This is a genomic window from Janthinobacterium sp. GW458P, assembly GCF_002127585.1.
GTDB lineage: Bacteria > Pseudomonadota > Gammaproteobacteria > Burkholderiales > Burkholderiaceae_D > Janthinobacterium.
Map to the genome: position 1 here is coordinate 58,808 of NZ_NEGZ01000018.1, position 21,712 is coordinate 80,519.

Genomic DNA, 21,712 nt, shown 5'->3' on the forward strand with positions numbered 1-21,712 from the left:
AATAAAGACCAGTGTATCGCAAAAAACGCCCATCGAGGCGGCTGAGATACCGCAACGCAGGAGACAAGCACAATGTTGCAAAAACAATATGACTACATCATCGTCGGCGCCGGTTCCGCCGGCTGCGTGCTGGCCAACCGCCTGTCGCACGACAGCAGCCACCGGGTATTGCTGCTGGAAGCGGGCGGCAAGGACAACAATCCCTGGATACACGTGCCGGTCGGCTATTTCAAGACCATGCACGACCCGAAGCTGGACTGGTGCTACCGCACGGAAGCGGACGCCGGCATCGCCGGGCGCCAGTTGCAATGGCCGCGCGGCAAGGTCCTGGGCGGCTCCAGCTCGCTCAACGGCCTGCTGTACGTGCGCGGCCAGAAGGAAGACTACGACCGCTGGGCCGAGCTGGGCAATGCAGGCTGGAGCTATGCCGAGGTGCTGCCCTATTTTAAAAAATCGGAAGACCAGGAACGCGGTGCCAGCGATTACCACGGCGTGGGCGGTCCGTTAAAGGTGTCGGACCTGCGCCTGCGCCGCCCCATCGCGGAACACTTCATTGCCGGCGCCACGGAAAGCGGCATCCCCTTCAATGCCGATTACAACGGCGCCACGCAGGAAGGCGTCGGCTACTTCCAGCAGACGGCCAGCAAGGGCCTGCGCTGCAGCACGGCGAAAGCCTTTTTGCGCCCTGCCCGCAAGCGCGCCAACCTGCGCGTGGAAGTGCGGGCGCAAATCACGCGCGTGCTGTTCGAGGGCAAGCGCGCCGTCGGCATCGAGTTCCGGCAGAATGGCCAGTTGCGCCAGGCGCGCGCCAGCGGCGAAGTGATTTTATGCGCGGGCGCCATCGGCTCGCCGCAAATCCTGCAATGCTCGGGCGTGGGGCCGCGCGCGCTGCTCGAGGAAGTGGGCGTGCCCCTCGTGCACGACTTGCCCGGCGTGGGACAGAACCTGCAAGACCATCTGCAAATCCGCCTCGTCTTCAAGACCCGGCTGAAAACCCTCAACGATGAAGTCAACAGCCTGTGGGGCAGGCTGTGGGTGGGCATGCAATATGTGTTCTCGCGCTCGGGGCCTCTGACCCTGGCGGCCAGCCAGGTGACGGTGTTTACCAAATCCTCGCCGGAAGTGGCGCGGCCCGACATCCAGTTCCACATGCAGCCGCTGAGCGCCGACAAGCCCGGCGAAGGCGCGCATCCGTTTTCCGCGTTTACGTCGTCCGTGTGCCAGCTGCGCCCTCACAGCCGCGGCCACGTATCGATCAAGTCCGGCGATCCCCTCGCCTACCCGGGCATTTATCCAAATTATCTGTCCGACCCGCGCGACCAGCAGACGGCGATTGCCGCCCTGCGCGTGGCGCGCAGGATCGCCGCCGCGCCGTCGCTGGCGCCGCACATCCTTTCCGAGTTCGTGCCCGGCCCGCAATTCGAGACGGATGCGGAATTGCTGGACGCGGCGCGCCGCTTCAGCCAGTCCATCTATCACCCCAGCGGCACCTGCAAGATGGGCCATGACGCACTGGCCGTCGTCGACGCACGCCTGCGCGTGCACGGCATGCAGAACCTGCGCGTGGTCGATGCCTCGATCATGCCGGAAATCGTCTCGGGCAATACGAACGCGCCCACCATCATGATCGCCGAAAAAGCGGCCGACATGATCCTGGCGGACGCCGTGCGCCTGCCGCAGGCGGCCTGACCCACCCATTCCATTCCCGGCAAGGAGGATGTTAGCGGCGGACAGACGGCCCCGCCCCCAATGACCCGGCGACAAGCCAGGCATCAAACACATAATCGATATCGATTGGAGACTAGATATTATGGAAAACAATACGAACAATCCGAAAAAGGCCCAAGAGCTGCGGAAAGTCGTGATGGCCAGCGTGATCGGCGCCACCATCGAATGGTATGACTTCTTCCTGTACGGCGTGGTGGCCGGCATTGTATTCAGCAAGCTGTATTTCCCGGGCGGCGATCCGCTCGTCTCGACCATGCTGGCCTACGGCACCTTCGCCGTGGGCTTTTTGTCGCGCCCCATCGGCGGGGTAATCTTCGGCCACTTCGGCGACAAGATCGGCCGCAAGAGCATGCTGGTGATGACGCTGATGATCATGGGTGTCTCCACCTTCCTGATCGGCGTGCTTCCCACCTATGACCACATCGGCTACTGGGCACCGGGATTGCTGCTGTTCCTGCGCGTGCTGCAGGGTATCGGCCTCGGTGGCGAATGGGGCGGCGCCGTGCTGATGGCGTACGAATATGCGCCGCCGAAGGAGCGCGGTTTCTACGCCAGCCTGCCGCAGATCGGCCTGGCCATCGGCCTGTGCCTCGCTTCCGGCGTGGTGGCCATCCTGTCCTACAGCCTGACGGACGCGCAGTTCCTGTCCTGGGGCTGGCGCGTGGCCTTCATTTTATCGGCCGCCCTCGTCTTCATCGGCATGTGGATACGCCTGAACGTGATGGAAACGCCGGAATTCCAGGCCGTCAAGGAAAAGAACGCGGAGACGCAGATTCCGTTCTTCGACCTGCTGAAACGCTATCCGGGCAATGTATTAAAAGGCATGGGCGCGCGCTATATCGACGGCGTGTTCTTCAATATCTTCGGCGTCTTTTCCATCACCTATCTGACCAACACCATCAAGATCGCCCGCACGGAAGCGCTGATGGGCGTGATGGCGTCGGCCGTCGTGATGTGCTTCTGCATCCCCTTCTTCGGCCGCCTGTCGGACCGCATCGGCCGCAGCAAGGTGTTCTTCTGGGGTTCGCTGATCACGGGCGTGTCGGCCATCCCCGCCTTCTGGATCATGCTGCATCACGCCGACAATCCGCTGCTGCTGTGGTGTTCCGTGATCATCCCGCTGGGCGTGCTGTATTCGGCCGTGTACGGCCCGGAGGCGGCCCTGTTCTGCGACCTGTTCGACGCCAGGGTGCGCTACACGGGCATCTCCTTCGTCTACCAGTTCTCCGGCATCTTCGCCAGCGGCCTGACGCCCATCATCGCCACCTACCTGCTCAAGACGGGCAATGGCGAGCCGTGGCACATCGTCGGCTACATCCTGTTCGCCTCCCTCGTCTCGGCCGTCAGCGTGGCCATGATCGGCAAGGGCGGTTCGCAGCCCGACGGCCGCATGAAGCCGGCGCACGCGAGGTAAGCTGGAGCTGGACGTAAAAAAGCAGGTCCTGCAGAGAGGCCTGCTTTTCTGCATGGACGCCTCCATATAATCATACACGCCAGCACATTTACTGCAAGCCAACTCACCAGAACATATATTCATTCAAAAACTTTCTTATTTTCACGGAAAGGATTTTTTATAAAAACAGGTCCATTTGATATTCATCAAACCACCAGGACCAGCAGGACCTACCATAACCTTCCGAATTTAATAACGCATGCCCTGACAAAAAAAACAGAACTCCAGGACCCCTGCCAATTAAAAATAATCACACGTAATTTTCTACTCGGGCAGGAAATAATTTTAATAAGGAGGAGTAATGAAAAAAAGTCTATTGAAAATCAATAGCAGTGGCAGCGATGTTGTGGCCCTGCAATCGGCTCTGGCGGAACGCGGGTTCAATCCCGGTGCGCAAGATGGCATGTTCGGGCAGGCAACGGCCGCCGCCGTAGCCGCCTTCCAGGAAAGCGAGGGCTTGCTCATTGATGGCGAAGCTGGCCCCCGTACCTTGTCATTGCTTGACCTGTGCGACAACGATGACTTGCCTGACGTCAGGGCACAAGTTTCAGTCCAAGTGGTGAGCCAGATGTTTCCCGATACGCGCATCGATAACATCAAGCGCTATCTGCCGCCTGTGCTCGATGCATTGGGCAATCATGGCCTGGGAGACAAAATCATGGTATTGGCCGCGTTAGCCACCATCCGTGCAGAAACAGAAGCATTCTTGCCTGTCGATGAAGGCATTTCCAGATACAACACCTCCCCCTCTTCCAGACGGCCCTACGATTTGTATGACTACAAAAAAAGTCTGGGTAATCAGGGGCCGCCCGACGGCGACCGCTTTCATGGCCGTGGCTTCATCCAATTAACAGGTCGCGACAATTATGCACACTATGGAACGCGTTTGACGCCATCGCAAGATTTACTGAATGCGCCCGAGCGTGCGAATATGCCCGAATGTGCGGCCAATATCCTGGCTCTTTTTCTCGCGGATAAACAAATAAAAATAAAACAAGCATTATTGCAACACAACTTTATTTTAGCCAGAAAGCAGGTTAATAATGGCAGCAATGGCCTGGAACGCTTTACTTCCGCATATTTAGTCGGAGAAAAACTTATCAATAATGGATTCCAATAGCGAACCTGCGCTGGTATGCAATTTCACGAAAGGACGCGATCATGAACACAAGCATAGAAAAACTCATTTTTCTTGCACGTAAAGAAAAAGGGGTGCGCGAAGGCCCCATCAATAACACCGGACAGCGGATCGAAGAGTTTCAGTCAGCGACCTGGATGATGCCGGGTGCCTGGCCTTGGTGCGCAGCCTTTACAGCCTGGCTCATGCGCGAGTGGCTGCACGAAGAAAGCGTGCGTGACGCCTTGGGCATCGATTCCGTCAACGCTGCCGAAAAATGGCGCTGCCGTGACGCCAGTGCATTTGGCTGGGAAAAGTGGGCGGCACAGAAAAACATCGAGCTATTACCAGAAACTGAAGCCGCCAGGGCGGGCGATTTCGTTGTCTACGACTTTTCACATATTGGCTTGGTCATCAAGGATCAACCTTCTCTAGCTAGTGCGATCATGACAATCGAAGGCAATACCAACGGCAAGGGTGAGCGCGACAGCAATAGCGGGGATGGCGTATGGGAAAAAGTACGCGCGCCGTCGCTGACCAAATCGTACATCCGCCTGTTTGCGTGACGCCAGCAGCGGCATAAAAAAAGCAGGCACTCGACAGCGTGCCTGCTTTTCTTTCCTGCCAGTGTGAGGCAAGGCAAGAATACCTTGCCTCACATGCGCTCAGCGCCAGTAACGCTCAGATTACGATCGTCTGGTGCTCGTCACCCACGCGGGCGCGAATGGTGCCGATGCGCGAAACAGTTTCACCAGCCGCTTGCAGTTGGGCAATAGCGGCGTCCGCGTTTTCCGGCGAAACGATGACGGTCATGCCGATGCCGCAGTTGAAGACGCGGTGCATTTCGGCGTCAGCCACGCCGCCATGCTGCTGCAGCCATGTGAACAGCGGCGGCATGGTCCATGCCTTCGAGTCCAGCTCAGCCACCAGGCCAGACTGCAGCACGCGCGGGATGTTTTCCACCAGGCCGCCACCGGTGATGTGCACCATGCCCTTGACTTCCATGGCGTCCATCAGCGCCAGCAGCGGCTTGACGTAGATGCGCGTCGGCTGCATCAGCACGTCGGCCAGCTTACGGCCATGGAAGTCGCCTTCCAGGTCCGGCTTCGCCACTTCGATAATCTTGCGCACCAGCGAGTAACCGTTCGAGTGCACGCCGGACGAGGCCAGGCCCAGCACCACGTCGCCCGGGGCGATCTTGGTGCCGTCGATGATTTTCGATTTTTCCACGGCGCCGACGGCAAAACCTGCCAGGTCGTATTCGCCGGCCGGGTACATGCTCGGCATTTCCGCCGTTTCGCCGCCGATCAGCGCGCAACCCGCCTGTTCGCAACCCTGGGCGATGCCCTTGATGACGTCGGTGGCAATCGCCACGTCCAGCTTGCCGCAAGCGAAGTAGTCGAGGAAGAACAGCGGTTCGGCGCCTTGCACCAGGATGTCGTTGACGCTCATGGCGACCAGGTCGATGCCGACCGTGTCGTGGCGGTTCAGTTCGAACGCCAGGCGCAATTTGGTACCCACGCCGTCGGTGCCCGAGACCAGCACCGGTTCCTTGTACTTCTTGCTGATTTCAAACATGGCGCCAAAACCGCCCAGGCCGCCCATCACGCCTTCGCGCAGGGTGCGCTTGGCAAACGGCTTGATTGCTTCGACTAAAGCGTCGCCTGCGTCGATATCGACGCCAGCGTCACGGTAGGAAAGGGAAACATTAGAAGTCTGGTTCATGGTGTGGTGGCAGCGGAGGCGGTAAAATAGAAGGCGGATACCCGCCGGCACGCGCGCGCAACCATGTTCTTCAACATCGTGCGGCAAAGCGCCAGCGGGTGAATTCGGTCGATCAAGTCGCTATTTTATCAAACTGCCCCGCCATTTCGTAATTAACTGCCTTTTTTTAACGCAACAGCATAAACCACATGCCATTCGCCATCACCGCCGAACAGAAGCAGACAGCATTTTGGATCGCGGTCTGGCTGGCATTTTTGCTGCTGCTCGTCAGCCTGGGCCCCATCCTGACGCCCTTCCTGGCCGCCGCCATCCTCGCCTACGTGCTCAATCCCGGCGTGGACCGCCTGCAACGTCTGCACTACAAGCGCTTTCATTTGCCGCGGCCGCTGGCCGTGCTGGTCGTCGTGGTGTTGTTTTTCCTCGCCATCACGGCGCTCGTGCTGATCGTCGTGCCTGTGTTGCAAAAGGAAATCCCCCTGCTGCAGGCGCAAATCCCCCAATTCCTGAGCAAGGCGAACGAGTTGCTGGCGCCGAAACTGCGCGACCTGGGCATCCGCGTGCGCCTCGACGGCACGGGCATCAAGCGCATGCTGAGTCAGCAGATGGCCACCAGCGGCGATGAAATCTGGAGCACGGTGCTCGCCTCGGCCCGCATCGGCGGCACGGCCGTGCTGGGCTGGCTGGCCACCGTGGTGCTGATTCCCGTGGTGCTGTTCTATCTGTTGCTGGACTGGCATCCGATGCTGGCGCGCATCGCCGGCGCCGTGCCGCGCCGCTGGGTCGGTCGCACCGTGGGCATGGCGCAGGAAGTCGATACCCTGCTGGCGCAATACCTGCGCGGCCAGCTGCTCGTCATGCTGGTGCTGGCCACGTATTACTCGGTGGCGCTGGCCATCGCCAGTTTTGAGGTCGCATTGCCTGTGGGCATCATCACGGGCTTGCTGGTCTTCATTCCCTACCTGGGTTTCGGCCTGGGGCTGGTGCTGGCGCTGATCGCCGCCCTGCTGCAGTTTGCCGACTGGAGCGGCGTCATCGCCGTCGCCGTCATCTATGGCTGCGGCCAGGTCATCGAAGGCTTTTTCCTCACGCCGCGCCTGGTGGGCGAGCGCATCGGCCTGAATCCGCTGGCCGTGATCTTCGCTTTGTTGGCCTTCGGACAATTGTTTGGTTTCGTCGGCGTTTTACTCGCTTTACCCGCTTCTGCCGTCCTGATGGTCGCTTTTAAGCATCTAAGACGCCACTACCTGTCCAGCACCTTCTATAATGCGTGACAAGGTGACTGACATAAGCTACTGCGTGTCGCACTTTGCGGCCGGCAATGCTCACCGTACTCAAGTATGGTTGCGCTTCTCGGCCACAAATCGCTGCCGCTCGCTACGCTTTTGTCAGGCGCTCGATACGACTACAATGTTAAATTAATAAAAATCCAATAACAGCGACGACGACGCACAAGCAGTAATGAAAAACAGGACAAGGCGTACGCCATGAAACAACTGGTGCTCGATTTAGGCACAGACCAGGCGCACAGCCTCGATACCTTCGAGGTGGGACAGAATGCCGAAGTGGCGCAGCTGATGCGCCAGTTCGCCGCGCGCACCTCGCGCGAGCATTTTGCCTACCTGTGGGGCGAACTGGCCGCCGGCAAGAGCCACCTGCTCAAGGCCCTGGCCAGCACCGAGCGCGCGCGCTATATTTCGCCATTCTCGATCGAGTCCGAATTCGTGTATTCGCCCGACGTGGATTTGTACCTGCTCGACGACTGCGAAAAACTGTCGCCGCTGGCGCAGATCGACGCCTTTGCCCTGTTCAATGAAATCCGCGCCAACCAAGCCTTCATGGTGTGCAGCGGCGCCGTGCCGCCCGCCGTGCTGCCCGTGCGCGAAGACTTGCGCACGCGCATGGGCTGGGGCCTGATCTACCAGATCCATGGCTTGACGGACGATGAAAAAATCGCCGCCCTGACCCAGGCGGCCGCCACCCGCGGCTTGACCTTGTCGCCGGGCGTGTTACCCTATCTGCTGTCCCATTTCCGGCGCGACATGCGTTCGCTGTCGACGATGCTGGACTCTCTCGACCTCTACTCCCTTGAAACCCAACGCCCGATCACCTTGCCATTGTTGCGCGAGTTGCTGCAGGCGGAAGCGAAAGAATGATGAATCTGGCCCTGTTTGACCTCGACCACACCCTGCTGCCCATCGACTCGGATCACGAGTGGGGCGAATTCCTGGTACGCATCGGTGCCGTGGACGCCGCCGAATTCACCCGCCGCAACGACGAATTTTTCGCGCAATACCAGGCCGGCACGCTCGACCCGGTGGAATACCTGGAATTCTCGCTCGGCACCCTGGCGCAATTTCCGCGCGAACGCCTGGAAGCGCTGCACCGCCAATTCATGGCCGAAGTGGTCTTGCCGGCCATCCGCCCGGAAGTCGTCGCACTGCTGAAACAGCACCAGGACGCGGGCGACCTGCTGGCCATCGTCACGGCCACCAACCATTTCATCACCAAGCCCATCGCCGATGCGCTGGGCGTCGAGCACCTGCTGGCCGCCATGCCCGAATATGACGCGCAAGGCAATGTCACGGGCAAGCTGCTGGGCACGCCGACCCTGGGCGCGGGCAAGCTGACCCACACCCACGCCTGGCTGGAAAAGATGGGCAAGGAACTGGGGCAGTTCGAGCGCAGCTATTTTTACAGCGATTCGCACAACGACATTCCCCTGCTGTCGGTCGTGACCCACCCGGTCGCGACCAACCCCAACACCGCTTTGAGCGCACACGCATCCCTCCACGGCTGGCCATCACTCCACTTATTCAATGATTAAAAAATTCATCCGCAAGATCCTCGGCGTTAAAAAAGAGGCAGCGCGCGACACCACGGCCCCCATCGTGCTCGGTCCCGCGCAACACGGAATCGACCCGAAACTGGTGTCGTCGAATGCCATCCGCGTCACCAGCAGCCTGCAGGAAGCGGGCTTCGAGGCCTTCGTCGTCGGCGGCGCCGTGCGCGACCTGCTGCTGGGTGTCAAACCCAAGGACTTCGACATCGCCACCAACGCCACGCCGGAACAGGTGAAGCGCTTGTTCCGCCGCGCCTTCATCATCGGCAAGCGCTTCCAGATCGTGCACGTGATGTTCGGCCAGGATTTGCTGGAAGTAACGACCTTCCGCGGCGCCGGCGCCGACTCCGCGCCCAAGGATGAACATGGCCGCGTCCTGCGCGACAACACCTTCGGTCTGCAGCACGAGGACGCGCTGCGCCGCGACTTCACCATCAACGCCATGTACTACAACCCGGCCACGCAGGAAGTGCTCGATTACCACGGCGGCGTGGAAGACATCCGCGCCCAGACCCTGCGCATGATCGGCAAGCCGGAAGAGCGCTACCGCGAAGACCCCGTGCGCATGCTGCGCGTGGTGCGCTTCGCCGCCAAGCTGAAATTCACCATCGAGCCGCACACGGCCGCGCCGATTCCCGTCATGGCGCCGCTGATCAACAACGTGCCGGCCCCGCGCGTGTTCGACGAAATGCTGAAACTGCTGATGAGCGGCCACGCGCTGGCGTGCCTGCAGCAGCTGCGCAAGGAAGGCTTGCACCACGGCCTGCTGCCGCTGCTCGACGTGGTGCTGGAGCAGCCGCTGGGCGCGAAATTCGTCACCCTGGCGCTGGACGCCACGGACCAGCGCATCGCCGCCGGCAAGACCGTCTCGCCGGGCTTTTTGTTTGCCTCGCTGCTGTGGCACCAGGTGCTGGAAAAATGGACGGCCTACCGCGCCGCCGGCGAGTCGACCATCCCCGCGCTGCACCTGGCGGCCGACGACGTGCTCGATTCGCAGACGGAAAAACTGGCCCTGCAGCGCAAGATCGGTTCCGACATGCGCGACATCTGGTCGATGCAGCCGCGCTTCGAGCGCCGGGTCGGCAAGGCGCCGTACAAATTGCTCGAGCACCTGCGCTTCCGCGCCGGCTACGACTTCCTGCTGCTGCGCTGCGCCTCGGGCGAGATCGACATGGACATCGGCGAATGGTGGACGGCCTTTTATGAGGGCGACGAGGAAACGCGCGAAGCGCTGCTGGTCAGCGCCAATGCCGCACCGGGCGCCGCCAAGAAAAAGCGCCCGCCACGCCGCAGCACGCGCAGCAAATCGAATACCGGCGGCGGAAGCACCTCCACCGGCAGCACCAGCGGCGAATAATGCAAGTTATCGCTTACATCGGCATCGGCGCCAACCTGGGCGATGCGCGCGCGAACGTGCAGGATGCGATCGCGCGCCTGGCGCGCCTGCCCGGCGCATCCCTCGTGGACGCCTCGGCCAGCTACCGCACGGCGCCCATCGATTCCAGCGGTGACGACTATATCAACGCCGTGGCGCGCATCACGACCACCCTGCCGGCCGAAGCGCTTTTGCAGGCCCTGCATGCCATCGAGGCGGCGCACGGGCGCGAACGGCCCTACCGCAACGCCCCGCGCACCCTGGACCTGGACTTGCTGCTGTACGGCGATGCACAGATCGCCAGCGCCACCCTGACGGTACCGCATCCGCGCCTCACCGAGCGCGCCTTCGTGCTGGTGCCGCTGCTGGCCCTGGCGCCCGCCATCGTCGTGCCGGGACGCGGGCCGGCGCAGCACTACCTGGCGGGCGTCGCTGACCAGGCCATCAGCGAGCTCTGAGCGCCACGCGGCATTGCTCTACAATGCCGCCCCTGCACGCCGCCATATAAAGTACTACACTAGCGGCGTCGCAATAGCATAACCCCCCTTTCACTCTAGAGAATACCTATGTCCGCTTATTTGCAAGGAACAGATCTGGCCGCCAAAGACAAGGCCGCCACACCGGCGCCGGCGCCATCCAAGCCTGTCGCCAACAAGGCCGTGACCATCCATACCCTGGCCACGCTGCGCGCCGCCGGTGAAAAGATCACCATGCTGACCTGCTATGACGCCAGCTTCGCGTCGCTGATGGACCGCTGCGGCGTGGAGATCCTGCTGATCGGCGATTCGCTCGGCATGGTCTGCAACGGCCTCAACTCCACCCTGCCCGTCACCGTGGCCGAACTGGCCTACCACACGGCGTCCGTGGCGCGCGGCAGCAAGTCGGCCATGATCCTGGCCGACCTGCCGTTCGGCGCGTACGGCACGCCTGAAACGGCTTACGCCAACGCCGTCATCCTGATGCAGGCGGGCGCGCACATGATCAAGATCGAAGGCGGCGCCTGGCTGGCCGAGACCGTCCGTTTCCTCACCGAGCGCGGCATCCCCATCTGCGCCCACATCGGTCTGACGCCGCAATTCGTGCACCAGCTGGGCGGCTATAAAGTGCAGGGCAAGAGCACGGAAAGCGCCGCCGAACTGAAAAACGACGCGCTGACGCTGCAAAACGCGGGCGCGGCCATCGTGCTGATGGAAGCCATGCCGTCGCAACTGGGCAAGGAAGTGACCGACATGCTGACGATCCCCACCATCGGCATCGGCGCCGGTCCCGACTGTTCGGGCCAGGTCCTCGTCATGCACGACATGCTGGGCGTGTTCCCAGGCCGCAAGGCGCGCTTCGTGCGCAACTTCATGGAAGGCGCGGCCAGCATCGACGACGCCGTCACCGGCTATGTCAAGGCCGTCAAGGACGGCAGCTTCCCGGCGCTGGAACACTGCTTCTGATTGTGCCTGGCGAGCCACTGATTGGCACTTTAGTCCGCAAATAAAATCTGGGTCAGACCCGTCGGGTCTGCCCCAGGCTTTTAAGACAACAATTCCGCTATCCCACCTGTATCCACGTCGTCTTCAGCTCCGTGTACTTGTCCAGCGCGTGCAACGACTTGTCGCGCCCGTTGCCCGACTGTTTATAGCCGCCGAACGGCACGGTGATATCGTCGCCGTCGTACTGGTTGACGTGCACGGTGCCCGCGCGCAGGGCGCGCGCCGTCTGGATGGCCTTGCTGATGTCCGAGGTCCACACGGCCGCCTGCAAGCCGTATGGCGTCGCATTGGCCTGCTTGATGGCTTCGGCGATATTCGTAAAGCCCAGCACGGACAGCACGGGCCCGAAAATCTCTTCGCGCGCGATCGTCATGCCGGCGTCCACACCGAAGATGGTCGGCTGCACGTAATAGCCGCCCGTATCAAGGCGCACGGCGTCGCCGCCGCCGAGCAGCTGCGCGCCTTCGTTCTTGCCGGCCGCGATATAGCCCATCACCGTACTCATCTGCGTGGCGTCGACGATGGCGCCCATGACCGTGGCTTCGTCGAGCGGGTCGCCGGGCTGGAAGCGGGGCAGCATGGCCAGCGCCTTGGCGATAAATTCATCCTTGATCGATTCTTCCACGAACAGGCGCGAGGGCGCATTGCAGCTTTCGCCCTGGTTGAAAAAGATGGAGCCGACGGCGGCCGCGACGGCCTTGTCCAGGTCCGGGCAATCGGCGCACACGATGTTGGCGGACTTGCCGCCCAGCTCAGTCCACGCCCGTTTCAGGTTCGACTGGCCCGCCATCTGCACGATCAATTTCCCTGTGCGCGTGGAACCCGTAAAGCCGATGCAATCGACGTCCATGTGCAGCGCCAGCGCGGCACCGGCCTCGTTGCCGTAACCGGGCAGCACGTTGAAGACGCCCTTCGGCACGCCCGCTTCCAGCGCGATGTCGGCCAGGCGCAGCGCCGTCAATGGCGATTTTTCCGACGGTTTCAAGATCACGCTGTTGCCGGCCGCGAGGGCCGGCGCGATCTTCCAGGCAGCCATGATCATCGGGTAATTCCACGGCACGATGGCGGCGACGACGCCCACCGGTTCGCGCGTGATCAGGGCCAGGCTGTTGGCGGGCGTCGGGGCGATTTCATCGTAGACCTTGTCGATCGCCTCGCCATACCAGCGCAGGCAGTTGGCCGTGGCGCCCACGTCCACGCTCTGGCTGTACTTGATCGGCTTACCCATGTCCAGGGTTTCCAGCAGGGCCAGCTCGGGACCGTATTTCTGCACCAGGTCGGCGAACTTGATCAATATCCGCTTGCGCTGCGCCGGCGATTTTCCCGCCCAGCGGCGGTCGTCAAAGGCGGCGCGCGCGGCCTGCACGGCCGCCTCCACGTCGGCGCCGTCGCAGCGGGCCACCTGTCCCAGCAAGCGCCCGTCGATGGGCGACAGATTGTCGAAAACCTGGCCGGACCTGGCCGCGACCCGCTCGCCGTTGATGACAGCGCGGCCATCGATCTTGATCTCTGCGGCCCGTGCGTGCCAACTGGTGTTTTCCGTCATGGTCGTCTCCTGTGTCAGTTTACAAGCAGCTTACTCCTGGTCCAGCGAATAGGGCGCAGACATCTGCTTGCGGCGTCTGCGGTCGGCGCGCGCCAGCATCACGGCGTACGCGATCACGGCGAGCGTCACGACGAGGATGGTCAGCGCGGCGATGGCATTGACGCGCGGGTCGAGTCCCAGGCGCGCGCGCGAGAAAATCACCAGCGGCATCGTCGTCGAACCGGGGCCGGACAGGAAAGCGGAGAGCACCACGTCGTCGAGCGACAGGGTAAATGTCAGCAGCCAGGCTGAGGCCAATGCCTGCGTGATGTTCGGCAGGGTCACGAGGAAGAACACCTGGTGCGCGCGGCAACCAAGGTCCATGGCCGCTTCCGCCAGCGACTTGCTCATTTCCTGCAGGCGCGACTGCACCACCACGGCCGCATACGCCATGCCCAGCAGGGTGTGACCGAGCCAGATGGTCAGCACGCCCCGCTCGGGAAAACCGAAGACCTTTTGCATGGACACCAGCATCAGCAGCAGCGACAGGCCGATGATCACTTCCGGCATCACCAACGGCGCGCTGACCATGGCTGAAAACACCGTGCGGCCACGGAAGCGCTGGTAGCTGGTCAAGGCAAAGGCGGCGAAGGTGCCGAGGATGACGGACGAAGTGGCCGACATGAAGGCGATCTTCAGGGACAAGCCGAAGCCCGAAATGATCTCCGTGTCACTCATCAACTCGCGGTACCAGCGCAGCGAGAAGCCGCTCCACACCATGTCCTGGCGCGAGCTGTTGAACGAAAAGACGATCAGCACGATGATGGGCAGGTACAGGAACAGGTAGCCGAGCGAGAGCCAGCCGCGCCCGAACCAGCGCTGCAGGAAGGTACGTCCGTTCATGTGCGCTCCTCCGCGTCCTGGTCGGTCTTGTATTTGTTAAAAATGGCCATCGGCACGAGGATCAGCAGGATCACCAGCACCGTCACCGACGAGGCCATGGCCCAGTCGTTATTGGTGAAATATTCATCCCACAGCACGCGGCCGATCATCAGGGTTTCCGGGCCGCCCAGCAGCTCGGGAATCACGTATTCGCCCACGGAGGGAATGAACACCAGCATGGCGCCGGCGATGATGCCCGACTTCGACAGAGGCACGGTGATGCGCCAGAACGCCTGCAGGGGCGTGGCGCCCAGGTCCGCCGCCGCTTCCAGGAAGCGCACGTCCATTTTGACCAGGTTGGCGTACAGGGGCAAAATCATGAACGGCAGATAGGCGTACACCATGCCGACCACCAGCGAAAACGAGGTGTTCATCATGTGCAGCGGCTCCTGCACCACGTCCAGCGCGATCAATAGATCGTTGAGCAGGCCGTGGTTGGCCAGGATGCCCTTCCACGCATACACGCGCAGCAGGAACGAGGTCCAGAACGGCAGCATTACCAGCATCATCAGCACCGGGCGAATCGATGGCCTGGCGCGCGCCATGAAGTAGGCGAACGGGTAGCCGATGAAGAGGCAAATGGCGGTGGTGATGGCCGCGTACTTGATGGAACTGAGGTAGGTGAGCAGATACAGTTCATCGGCGGCGATGAACAGGTAGTTGGCGATTTTCACCTTCAATACGACGATGCCGTCGACGTACGACAGCAGGCCGCCGAACGGACTGCCCGCCGTGTCCATGTCGGACAAGCTGATGCGCAGCACGATCAGGAACGGTATTAAAAAGGCGGCCGTCAGGAACAGCGCCGGCACGGCGATGACGGCGTTGCGCCCAGTGACCCAGCGCAGGGGGACGAGCTTGCGCAGCGATTGCAGAATAGACGTCATGATGGCCTCAGCTGGTCAGCACGACGATGTCGGCGCCATCCCACCACACCCACACGCGCTGCTCGCGCTCAAGGCGCGCGGCGTCGTGGCGGGCCGCGTTGGTGCGCGAGACTTTCACCACCGTGCCGCTGTCGAGGCGCACGTGGTAGCTGGTTTCATTGCCAAAATACGCCATGGCGACAATCACGCCCTGGGCGCAGTTGTAGCCGTGTTCCTTTGGTGACGCCCGCTCTTCCAAAGCGGGCGGTTCGGTCTGGATGCCGATTTTCTCGGGGCGCACGGCCACCGAGACATCCATGCCCAGGTTGCCCGTGATGCCATGCGCGACATAGTGGCGGCCATCGGGCGTGTCGATGACCACGTGATCGGGTTCGTCTTCCGTGATGCGGCCATCGAACAGATTGACGCTGCCGATGAAGTCGGCCACGAAGCGGCAGTTCGGCGTTTCATAGATTTCGCCCGGCGCGCCCACTTGCAGGATGCGCCCTTCGCTCATGACGGCGATGCGCGTGGCCATGCTCATGGCCTCGTCCTGGTCGTGCGTGACCATTACGCAGGTGACGCCCACCTGCTCGATGATGTTGACCAGTTCCATCTGCGTGCGTTCGCGCAGTTTCTTGTCGAGCGCGCCCAGCGGCTCGTCGAGCAGCAGCAATTGCGGACGCTTGGCCAGGCTGCGCGCCAGCGCCACGCGCTGCTGCTGGCCGCCCGACAGCTGGTGCGGCTTGCGCTTCGCATACTGCCCCAGCTGCACCAGCGCCAGCATCTGCTCGACCCGCGCCGCCACTTCCGCTTTCGGCAAGCCGTCGCGGCGCAGGCCGAAGGCGATGTTGTCCCACACGGACAAATGGGGGAACAGCGCATATGACTGGAACATCATGTTGATGGGCCGCTGGTGCGGCGGCACATCGACGATGCTGCTGCCCGCCAGGGCGATGCGCCCCGAGGTCGGCGTCTCGAAACCGGCCAGCATGCGCAGCAGGGTCGACTTGCCGCAACCTGAACTGCCCAGCAGGGCGAAAATCTCGCCCTTGTTGATCGTCACGGAAATACCATCGACGGCGCGCACGCCATCGAATTCCTTGACCAGCTGATCAATCAGCAAGAAAGGCGCTTGGGCGTCGCTGGCCGACGCGGCAGGTGTTGCTATCGTCATGTGTGGGTAGCTTCTGGGTAAAAGGGTGTCAAAATGAAAAACTGGCCACTACAGGAGCGGCCAGGATGGAAGTTTAGCGGAACTGCCGCCATTGCGGTCCAAAAAATACGCAGATGGCGGCAAAATGGGGCAAAAACCTACACCCAGCCCTTCGCCTTCACCTCGTCATACGTCTTGTCCAGGCATAGCCGTATCAATGCGACCATCTCGTCGATCTGCGCGCGCGTCATGACCAGGGGAGGGGCGACGATCATGCGCTCGCCCACGGCGCGCATGATCACGCCGTTGTCGAACATGTGGCCGCGGCAGATCATGCCCACGCCCTGGTCCTCGTCGAACAGCTCGTTGTCGTGCACGGTGGCGCCCTTGCGGCGCACCAGGTTCAGGCCCGCGACCAGGCCGCAGCTGTCCGCGTAGCCCACCAGCGGATGCTCGCCCAGGCTGGCGAAGCACTGTTTCAGGTAGGGTCCCGTGTCGTTAGCCACCTTGGCCACCAGTTGCTCTTCCTCGATGATGCGGATGTTTTCCAGCGCCGCCGCGCAAGCGACTGGATGGCCCGAATACGTGAAACCGTGCGTGAATTCGCCGCCTTGCTCGATCAGCACCTTGGCCACCCTGTCGCCCACCAGCACGCCGCCCAGGGGCACATAGCCGGAAGTGACGCCCTTGGCAAACGTGATCAGGTCGGGCTTGATGCCGAACAGCTCGGAGCCGAACCAGCGCCCAAGGCGGCCGAAGCCGCAGATGACTTCATCGGCGATGAGCAAAATGCCGTACTTGTCGCAGATGCGGCCAATTTCGGGCCAGTAGGTCGATGGCGGGATGATGACGCCGCCCGCGCCCTGTACCGGTTCGCCGATGAAGGCGGCGACCTTGTCGGCGCCGATTTCCAGGATCTTGTCTTCCAGCCAGCCGGCCGCTTTCAAGCCGAAGGCTTCCGGCGTCAAGCCGTGGCCCGATTCCAGGTAATTGGGCTGGCCGATATGCGCGATGCCCGGTATCGGCAAGCCGCCTTGCGCGTGCATGCCGTCCATGCCACCCAGCGACGCCCCCGCCACCGTGCTGCCGTGATACGCGTTGTGGCGGCTGATGACGGTATGGCGCTCCTTGTAGCCGAGGATATCCCAGTAGCGGCGCACCATGCGCAGATTCGTGTCGTTGCCCTCGGAGCCGGAACTGGTGAAGAACACGTGCTGAAACTGCGGCGGAGAGATTTGCGCCAGCTTGGACGCCAGCTGCGCGGCTGGCACGTTGGTCGTGCCAAAGAAGCTGTTATAGAAGGGCAGCGTTTCCATCTGCCGGTACACGGCTTGCGAGATCGACGTGCGGCCATAGCCCACGTTGACGCACCACAGGCCCGACATGCCGTCGACGATCTTCCTGCCCTGGCTATCCCACAGGTAGACGCCGTCGCCGCGCACCATCACGCGCGCGCCCTTGCTTGCCAGGTCCTGGAAATCGGTGAACGGGTGCAGGTAGTGGGCCGAGTCCATTTTCTGGATGGCGGCCGTGTCATACACCTGCGGCGCCGCGTTTTTCTGCGCCACGGAGGCTACAAAAGCGGCGCTCGGCGCCAGCGGATTGTTGATTGTGCTCATAGGTGATCCTTTATACGTGCAGTAAGAGATGCTCGCGCTCCCACGGACTGATGACGGTCATGAATTCCTGGTGCTCGAGGTCCTTGATGGCCGCATACACGTCGATGAAGCGCTCGCCCAGCACCGTGCGCAGCTTGTCTTCCGCGCGCAGCAGTTGCAGGGCCTCGGGCAAGCCTTGCGGCAGCTCGAACTTCATGTCGTAGGCACTGCCCACCATCATCGGCGTCGCTTCCAGCTGCTCCGTCATGCCCAGGTAGCCGCAGGCCAGGGTGACGGCCAGCGCCAGGTAGGGATTCGCGTCGGCGCCGATGATGCGGTTTTCCACGCGCCTGTCCTGCACGCCCGACTCGGGCACGCGGAAGCCCACCGTGCGGTTGTCCAGGCCCCACTGGATGTTGATCGGCGCTGCCGTGTGGCGCACGATGCGACGGTAGGAATTCACGTAGGGCGCGACGATGGCCATGGCCGACGGCATGTAGCGCTGCAGGCCCGCGATGTAATGCTTGAAGATGGGCGCGGCCGAACCGTCCTCGTTGCTGAAGATGTTCAGGCCCGTCTTCGCATCCGTCACGCTCTGGTGCACGTGCATGGCGGAACCCGGTTCGCCCGCCATGGGCTTAGCCATGAAGGTGGCGTACATATCGTGTTTTAACGCCGCTTCGCGCAGGGTGCGCTTGAAGAAGAAGACCTTGTCGGCCAGGCCCAGCGGATCGCCGTGCAGGAAGTTGATTTCCATCTGCCCCGCGCCGATTTCGTGGATCAGGGTATCGACGTCAAGGTTCATCAGTTCGCAGTAATCGTAGATATCCTCGAACAGGGGATCGAACTCGTTGACGGCGTCGATGCTGTACACCTGGCGGCTCGTCTCGGCCCGGCCGCTGCGGCCAATGGGCGGTTTCAATGGCAAGTCGGGGTCCGTGTTCTTCGCCGTCAGGTAGAACTCCAGCTCCGGCGCCACCACGGGTTTCCAGCCCTTGTCCGCATACAGTTTCAGCACGCGGCGCAGCACGGAGCGGGGGGCGAAATCGACCAGCATGCCGTCGGCGAAATAGCAGTCGTGGATGACTTGCGCGGTGGGATCGGTAGCCCACGGCACCATGGTGATGGTGGTGGGATCAGCCTTTAAAATCATGTCGCGGTCGGTGCTGGAAATGGCTCGGTCGTAGCCGCCGTCATCGACGGGATAATTGCCCGTCACCGTCATGCCCAGCACCGCTTCCGGGATGCGCATGCCGCGCTCCTGGGTGAATTTCCCGCGCGGCAGGATCTTCCCCCGCGCCACTCCCGTCAAGTCGGGCACCAGGCATTCGATTTCCGTGACGCGCTTTTCATTGAGCCACAAATCCATATCCGTATAGGTGAAATTTTCGCGTATTGCCATGTTTCCCTCTCGCTGGTCTTGATCAAACACCGCGTGCTGCGGGCGGTGCGCCTGTCATCCTGTCTTCCTGTGCTGTTCCTGGTAATCGCGGCAGGCCTGGCCGAAGCCATCGAACAGGCGCATCGACTGCGGGTTGTCTTCCACCTGCCATTCCGGGTGCCATTGCACGGCCAGGCTAAAACCGGCGGCGCTGGCCACCGTGTAGGCTTCCACCAGGCCGTCGTCGGCCAGGGCATCCACTAGCAAGCCATCGGCCAGCCGGGCGATGCCCTGGCCATGCAGGGAATTGACCATCATCTCGCTCTCGCCGCCCAGCAGCCGTGACAGCACGCCGTCGGGCATCAGCTTGATGCGGTGCGCGGGCGCGTACTGGCGCTGCAGTGGATCGAGCACGTTCTCGCGGTGATCCATCATGCCCGGCACCGCATGCACGGCCTGGTGCAGGCTGCCGCCCAGGGCCACGTTGACTTCCTGGAAGCCGCGGCAGATGGCCAGCAGCGGCAGCTGGCGCGCCAGCGCAGCGCGGATCAGGGGCAAGGTGGTGGCGTCGCGCGCGGGGTCTTGCGGCAGGTCGGGATGCAGGATGTCTTCGCCATACAGGCGCGCATCGACGTTCGAGGCGGAACCGGTCAGCATGACGCCGTCTGCGACCTGCAGCGCCGCTTCCAGGTCCGCAGCCGCGCCCAGGGCGGGCAGCAGCAGCGGCATGCAGCCGGCGCCGTGCAGCACGGCGTGCAGGTATTTGTCCTGCGCCATGTGCCAGATGTGGCTGCCCAGCTGGCGCTGGCAGGCGGGAACGAGAACGATGGGACGGCGCATAGAGTGCTACCTCGCTGGCGTGACGATCCAATGACAGCGCATGACAGCGCTGCCGCTCGCTTCACTGTACAGCAGAGCCGGAGGCAGCGGCCACACCGATGGGCATGGCCAGCAGCGGCGCATATCGCCTACACTACGGCTTTGCAATATTGTCTTTATTAAAATCATCATATGCCCGTCCGGCGCCAAATACCAGCGCCGCAGGCAAAGTCCCCCACTTTCCCATGCATCCACACCGTTTTCCAGCCTTCCCGAACACCTCTTTCACCCTGCAGGGGCAGCCATGAAGCACATGCCGTGGCGCGACTTCTTCGCCCTCGTGGTCAGCATCGGCGTGGTCGGCCTGGGCCTCGGCGCCACCATGCCGCTCACCGCCCTGACCCTGCACCAGCGCGGCGTGGGCACGGACATCATCGGCATGATCACGGCCGTCAGCGCCCTCGGCATCCTGGCCGCCTCGCCGTTCGTCTCGCGCTGGGTGGGGCGTTTCGGCGCGCGCGCCACCATGCTGGGCGCCGTCTGGGTGGCCTCGCTGGCGACGATCGCCATGCAGTTCACCGACCACCTGCTGGCGTGGAGCGTGCTGCGTTTCCTGTTCGGCGGCGCCATGGGTGTGCTGTTTACCATCGGCGAGGCGTGGGTCAACCGCCTGGCGCCCGACAATTCGCGCGGTCGCGTGGTGGCCATGTACACCACCAGTTTTACGTTTTTCCAGCTGATCGGCCCCGCCCTCGTGGCCCTCTTCAACGACCAGATTTCGTGGAGCTTCGCCGCCTGCGGCCTGCTGTTTCTGCTGGCCGTGCCGGGCCTGATGCTGATCTCGAACAGCGGCCCGGAAAAGGAGCCGGAAGAACATGGCGTGAAGTGGACCCTGATCCTGCCGCGCATGCCGATGATCGTGCTCGGCGCCGCCTTCTTCGCCCTGTTCGACACGCTGGCATTGAGTCTCCTGCCGCTGTACGCGATGGAGCACGGCATCGGCACCGACCTGGCCCTGCTGTCGGCCACCGTGGTGCTGGTGGGCGACACGGGCCTGCAATTTGCGCTGGGATGGATGGCCGACCGCTTCGGACGCGCCAGGGTGCACGCAGGCTGCGGCGTGGCCGTCTGCCTGCTGCTGCCGCTGCTGCCGTTCGCCGTCGGCACGCCGTGGCTGTGGTGGACCCTGCTGCTGTTGCTGGGCGCGGCGGCGGGCGGCATCTACATGCTGGCGCTGGTGGCCTGCGGCGAGCGCTTTACGGGACTGTCGCTGACCAGCGCCAGCGCCATCGTCAACGCCACCTGGGGTGTGACCAGCGGCGGCGGACCTCTGCTGACGGGCATCCTGATGCAATCGGCGGGCGTGAACGCCTTGCCGGCCGTGATGTGGGTATGCGCCGCCATTTTCGTCGGCAGCGCCGTGTGGGAGCGCAGGAAGGGGATCGTGTAACGCGCTACTTCGGTATTTTTTCCAGGCGCTGCCGCAACTCCTCGGCCACCGGATAGTCGGGATAGGCTTGCCGGAACGCCGTCCACTCCTCCTGCGCCAGGGTACCCTCGCCCGCCTTGAGCAGGGCCTCGATCTTCATCAGCCACACGGAGGCGTCGAGCTTTGCCGGCGGCGGCAGCGGCGCGGAGCGGGCCGCCACCGGAGCGGGCATGGCCAGCGCGCGCGGCACCGGCGCCTGACGCTGCAGGCCGGCCTCG

The 21,712-nt window shown here is 62.6% G+C and carries 19 protein-coding genes and 1 pseudogene; 11 read left to right on the forward strand and 9 right to left on the reverse strand.

Annotated features, from left to right (window positions below; translation table 11 throughout):
- Nucleotides 1–72 precede the first annotated feature (72 nt).
- The 4 genes from CBW50_RS12755 to CBW50_RS12770 all read left to right on the forward strand — a co-directional run bounded on the left by CBW50_RS12755 (nt 73) and on the right by CBW50_RS12770 (nt 4,864).
- On the forward strand, nt 73–1,689 hold the full coding sequence (locus tag CBW50_RS12755; protein WP_216356349.1) for a GMC family oxidoreductase: 1,617 nt from the start codon (nt 73–75) through the stop codon (nt 1,687–1,689).
- A 121-nt stretch (nt 1,690–1,810) separates the two neighbouring features.
- Nucleotides 1,811–3,142 carry an MFS transporter gene (locus CBW50_RS12760; protein WP_086145902.1) on the forward strand — a complete coding sequence of 444 codons (1,332 nt, stop codon included), beginning with the start codon at nt 1,811–1,813 and terminating at the stop codon, nt 3,140–3,142.
- Between the two features lie 340 nt (nt 3,143–3,482).
- On the forward strand, nt 3,483–4,301 hold the full coding sequence (locus CBW50_RS12765) for a peptidoglycan-binding protein (protein WP_086145903.1): 819 nt from the start codon (nt 3,483–3,485) through the stop codon (nt 4,299–4,301).
- 41 nt (nt 4,302–4,342) lie between these two features.
- Nucleotides 4,343–4,864, forward strand: coding sequence for a CHAP domain-containing protein (locus CBW50_RS12770; RefSeq protein WP_086145904.1), 522 nt, complete (start codon nt 4,343–4,345; stop codon nt 4,862–4,864).
- A 115-nt stretch (nt 4,865–4,979) separates the two neighbouring features.
- On the opposite strand, the gene purM is transcribed toward CBW50_RS12770, so the two are convergent.
- Nucleotides 4,980–6,023, reverse strand: a complete 1,044-nt coding sequence (gene purM, locus CBW50_RS12775) for a phosphoribosylformylglycinamidine cyclo-ligase (protein ID WP_086145905.1) — start codon at nt 6,021–6,023, stop codon at nt 4,980–4,982.
- A 188-nt stretch (nt 6,024–6,211) separates the two neighbouring features.
- Between purM and CBW50_RS12780 the strand changes: the two genes are divergently transcribed.
- The 6 genes from CBW50_RS12780 (at nt 6,212) to panB (ending at nt 11,679) form a co-directional block, all read left to right on the forward strand.
- Nucleotides 6,212–7,294: an AI-2E family transporter gene (locus CBW50_RS12780; protein WP_086145906.1), complete on the forward strand. Its 1,083-nt coding sequence runs from the start codon at nt 6,212–6,214 to the stop codon at nt 7,292–7,294.
- A 213-nt stretch (nt 7,295–7,507) separates the two neighbouring features.
- Nucleotides 7,508–8,176, forward strand: a complete 669-nt coding sequence (hda, locus tag CBW50_RS12785; protein WP_086145907.1) for a DnaA regulatory inactivator Hda — start codon at nt 7,508–7,510, stop codon at nt 8,174–8,176.
- Nucleotides 8,176–8,847 carry an HAD family phosphatase gene (locus tag CBW50_RS12790; protein ID WP_086145926.1) on the forward strand — a complete coding sequence of 224 codons (672 nt, stop codon included), beginning with the start codon at nt 8,176–8,178 and terminating at the stop codon, nt 8,845–8,847. The genes hda and CBW50_RS12790 overlap by 1 nt, the downstream gene beginning before the upstream one ends.
- On the forward strand, nt 8,840–10,219 hold the full coding sequence (gene pcnB / locus CBW50_RS12795) for a polynucleotide adenylyltransferase PcnB (RefSeq protein ID WP_086145908.1): 1,380 nt from the start codon (nt 8,840–8,842) through the stop codon (nt 10,217–10,219). The genes CBW50_RS12790 and pcnB overlap by 8 nt, the downstream gene beginning before the upstream one ends.
- Nucleotides 10,219–10,695 (forward strand): 2-amino-4-hydroxy-6-hydroxymethyldihydropteridine diphosphokinase, encoded by a 477-nt coding sequence (gene folK, locus CBW50_RS12800; RefSeq protein ID WP_086145909.1) that lies wholly within the window; start codon nt 10,219–10,221, stop codon nt 10,693–10,695. Before pcnB ends, folK begins: the two co-directional genes overlap by 1 nt.
- Nucleotides 10,696–10,803: 108 nt before the next feature.
- Nucleotides 10,804–11,679, forward strand: a complete 876-nt coding sequence (gene panB / locus CBW50_RS12805) for a 3-methyl-2-oxobutanoate hydroxymethyltransferase (RefSeq protein ID WP_172404750.1) — start codon at nt 10,804–10,806, stop codon at nt 11,677–11,679.
- A gap of 97 nt (nt 11,680–11,776) precedes the next feature.
- Here the strand turns inward: panB and CBW50_RS12810 are convergent, their stop codons facing one another.
- From CBW50_RS12810 to CBW50_RS12840, 7 genes are all read right to left on the reverse strand, one after another.
- On the reverse strand, nt 11,777–13,264 hold the full coding sequence (locus tag CBW50_RS12810; protein WP_086145910.1) for an aldehyde dehydrogenase: 1,488 nt from the start codon (nt 13,262–13,264) through the stop codon (nt 11,777–11,779).
- Between the two features lie 30 nt (nt 13,265–13,294).
- The gene (locus CBW50_RS12815; protein ID WP_086145911.1) at nt 13,295–14,146 is read right to left on the reverse strand and encodes an ABC transporter permease; all 852 of its coding nucleotides are present in this window, start codon (nt 14,144–14,146) and stop codon (nt 13,295–13,297) included.
- Nucleotides 14,143–15,072: an ABC transporter permease subunit gene (locus CBW50_RS12820; protein ID WP_086145912.1), complete on the reverse strand. Its 930-nt coding sequence runs from the start codon at nt 15,070–15,072 to the stop codon at nt 14,143–14,145. The genes CBW50_RS12815 and CBW50_RS12820 overlap by 4 nt, the downstream gene beginning before the upstream one ends.
- A gap of 7 nt (nt 15,073–15,079) precedes the next feature.
- Nucleotides 15,080–16,228, reverse strand: coding sequence for a polyamine ABC transporter ATP-binding protein (locus tag CBW50_RS12825; protein WP_086145913.1), 1,149 nt, complete (start codon nt 16,226–16,228; stop codon nt 15,080–15,082).
- A 137-nt stretch (nt 16,229–16,365) separates the two neighbouring features.
- Entirely contained in the window at nt 16,366–17,826 is a 1,461-nt protein-coding gene (locus tag CBW50_RS12830; protein ID WP_086145914.1) for an aspartate aminotransferase family protein, read from the reverse strand.
- Nucleotides 17,827–17,836: 10 nt separating this feature from the next.
- A complete protein-coding gene (locus CBW50_RS12835; RefSeq protein ID WP_086145915.1) occupies nt 17,837–19,207 on the reverse strand; it encodes a glutamine synthetase family protein in 1,371 nt (456 codons plus the stop codon).
- 54 nt (nt 19,208–19,261) lie between these two features.
- Entirely contained in the window at nt 19,262–20,026 is a 765-nt protein-coding gene (locus tag CBW50_RS12840; RefSeq protein ID WP_086145916.1) for a gamma-glutamyl-gamma-aminobutyrate hydrolase family protein, read from the reverse strand.
- A 283-nt stretch (nt 20,027–20,309) separates the two neighbouring features.
- On the opposite strand from CBW50_RS12840, the gene CBW50_RS12845 reads away from it, so the two are divergent.
- Entirely contained in the window at nt 20,310–21,455 is a 1,146-nt protein-coding gene (locus tag CBW50_RS12845; RefSeq protein ID WP_086145917.1) for an MFS transporter, read from the forward strand.
- A 4-nt stretch (nt 21,456–21,459) separates the two neighbouring features.
- On the opposite strand, the pseudogene CBW50_RS12850 reads toward CBW50_RS12845, so the two are convergent.
- Nucleotides 21,460–21,712, reverse strand: a pseudogene (locus CBW50_RS12850) (hypothetical protein); the annotation flags it as partial.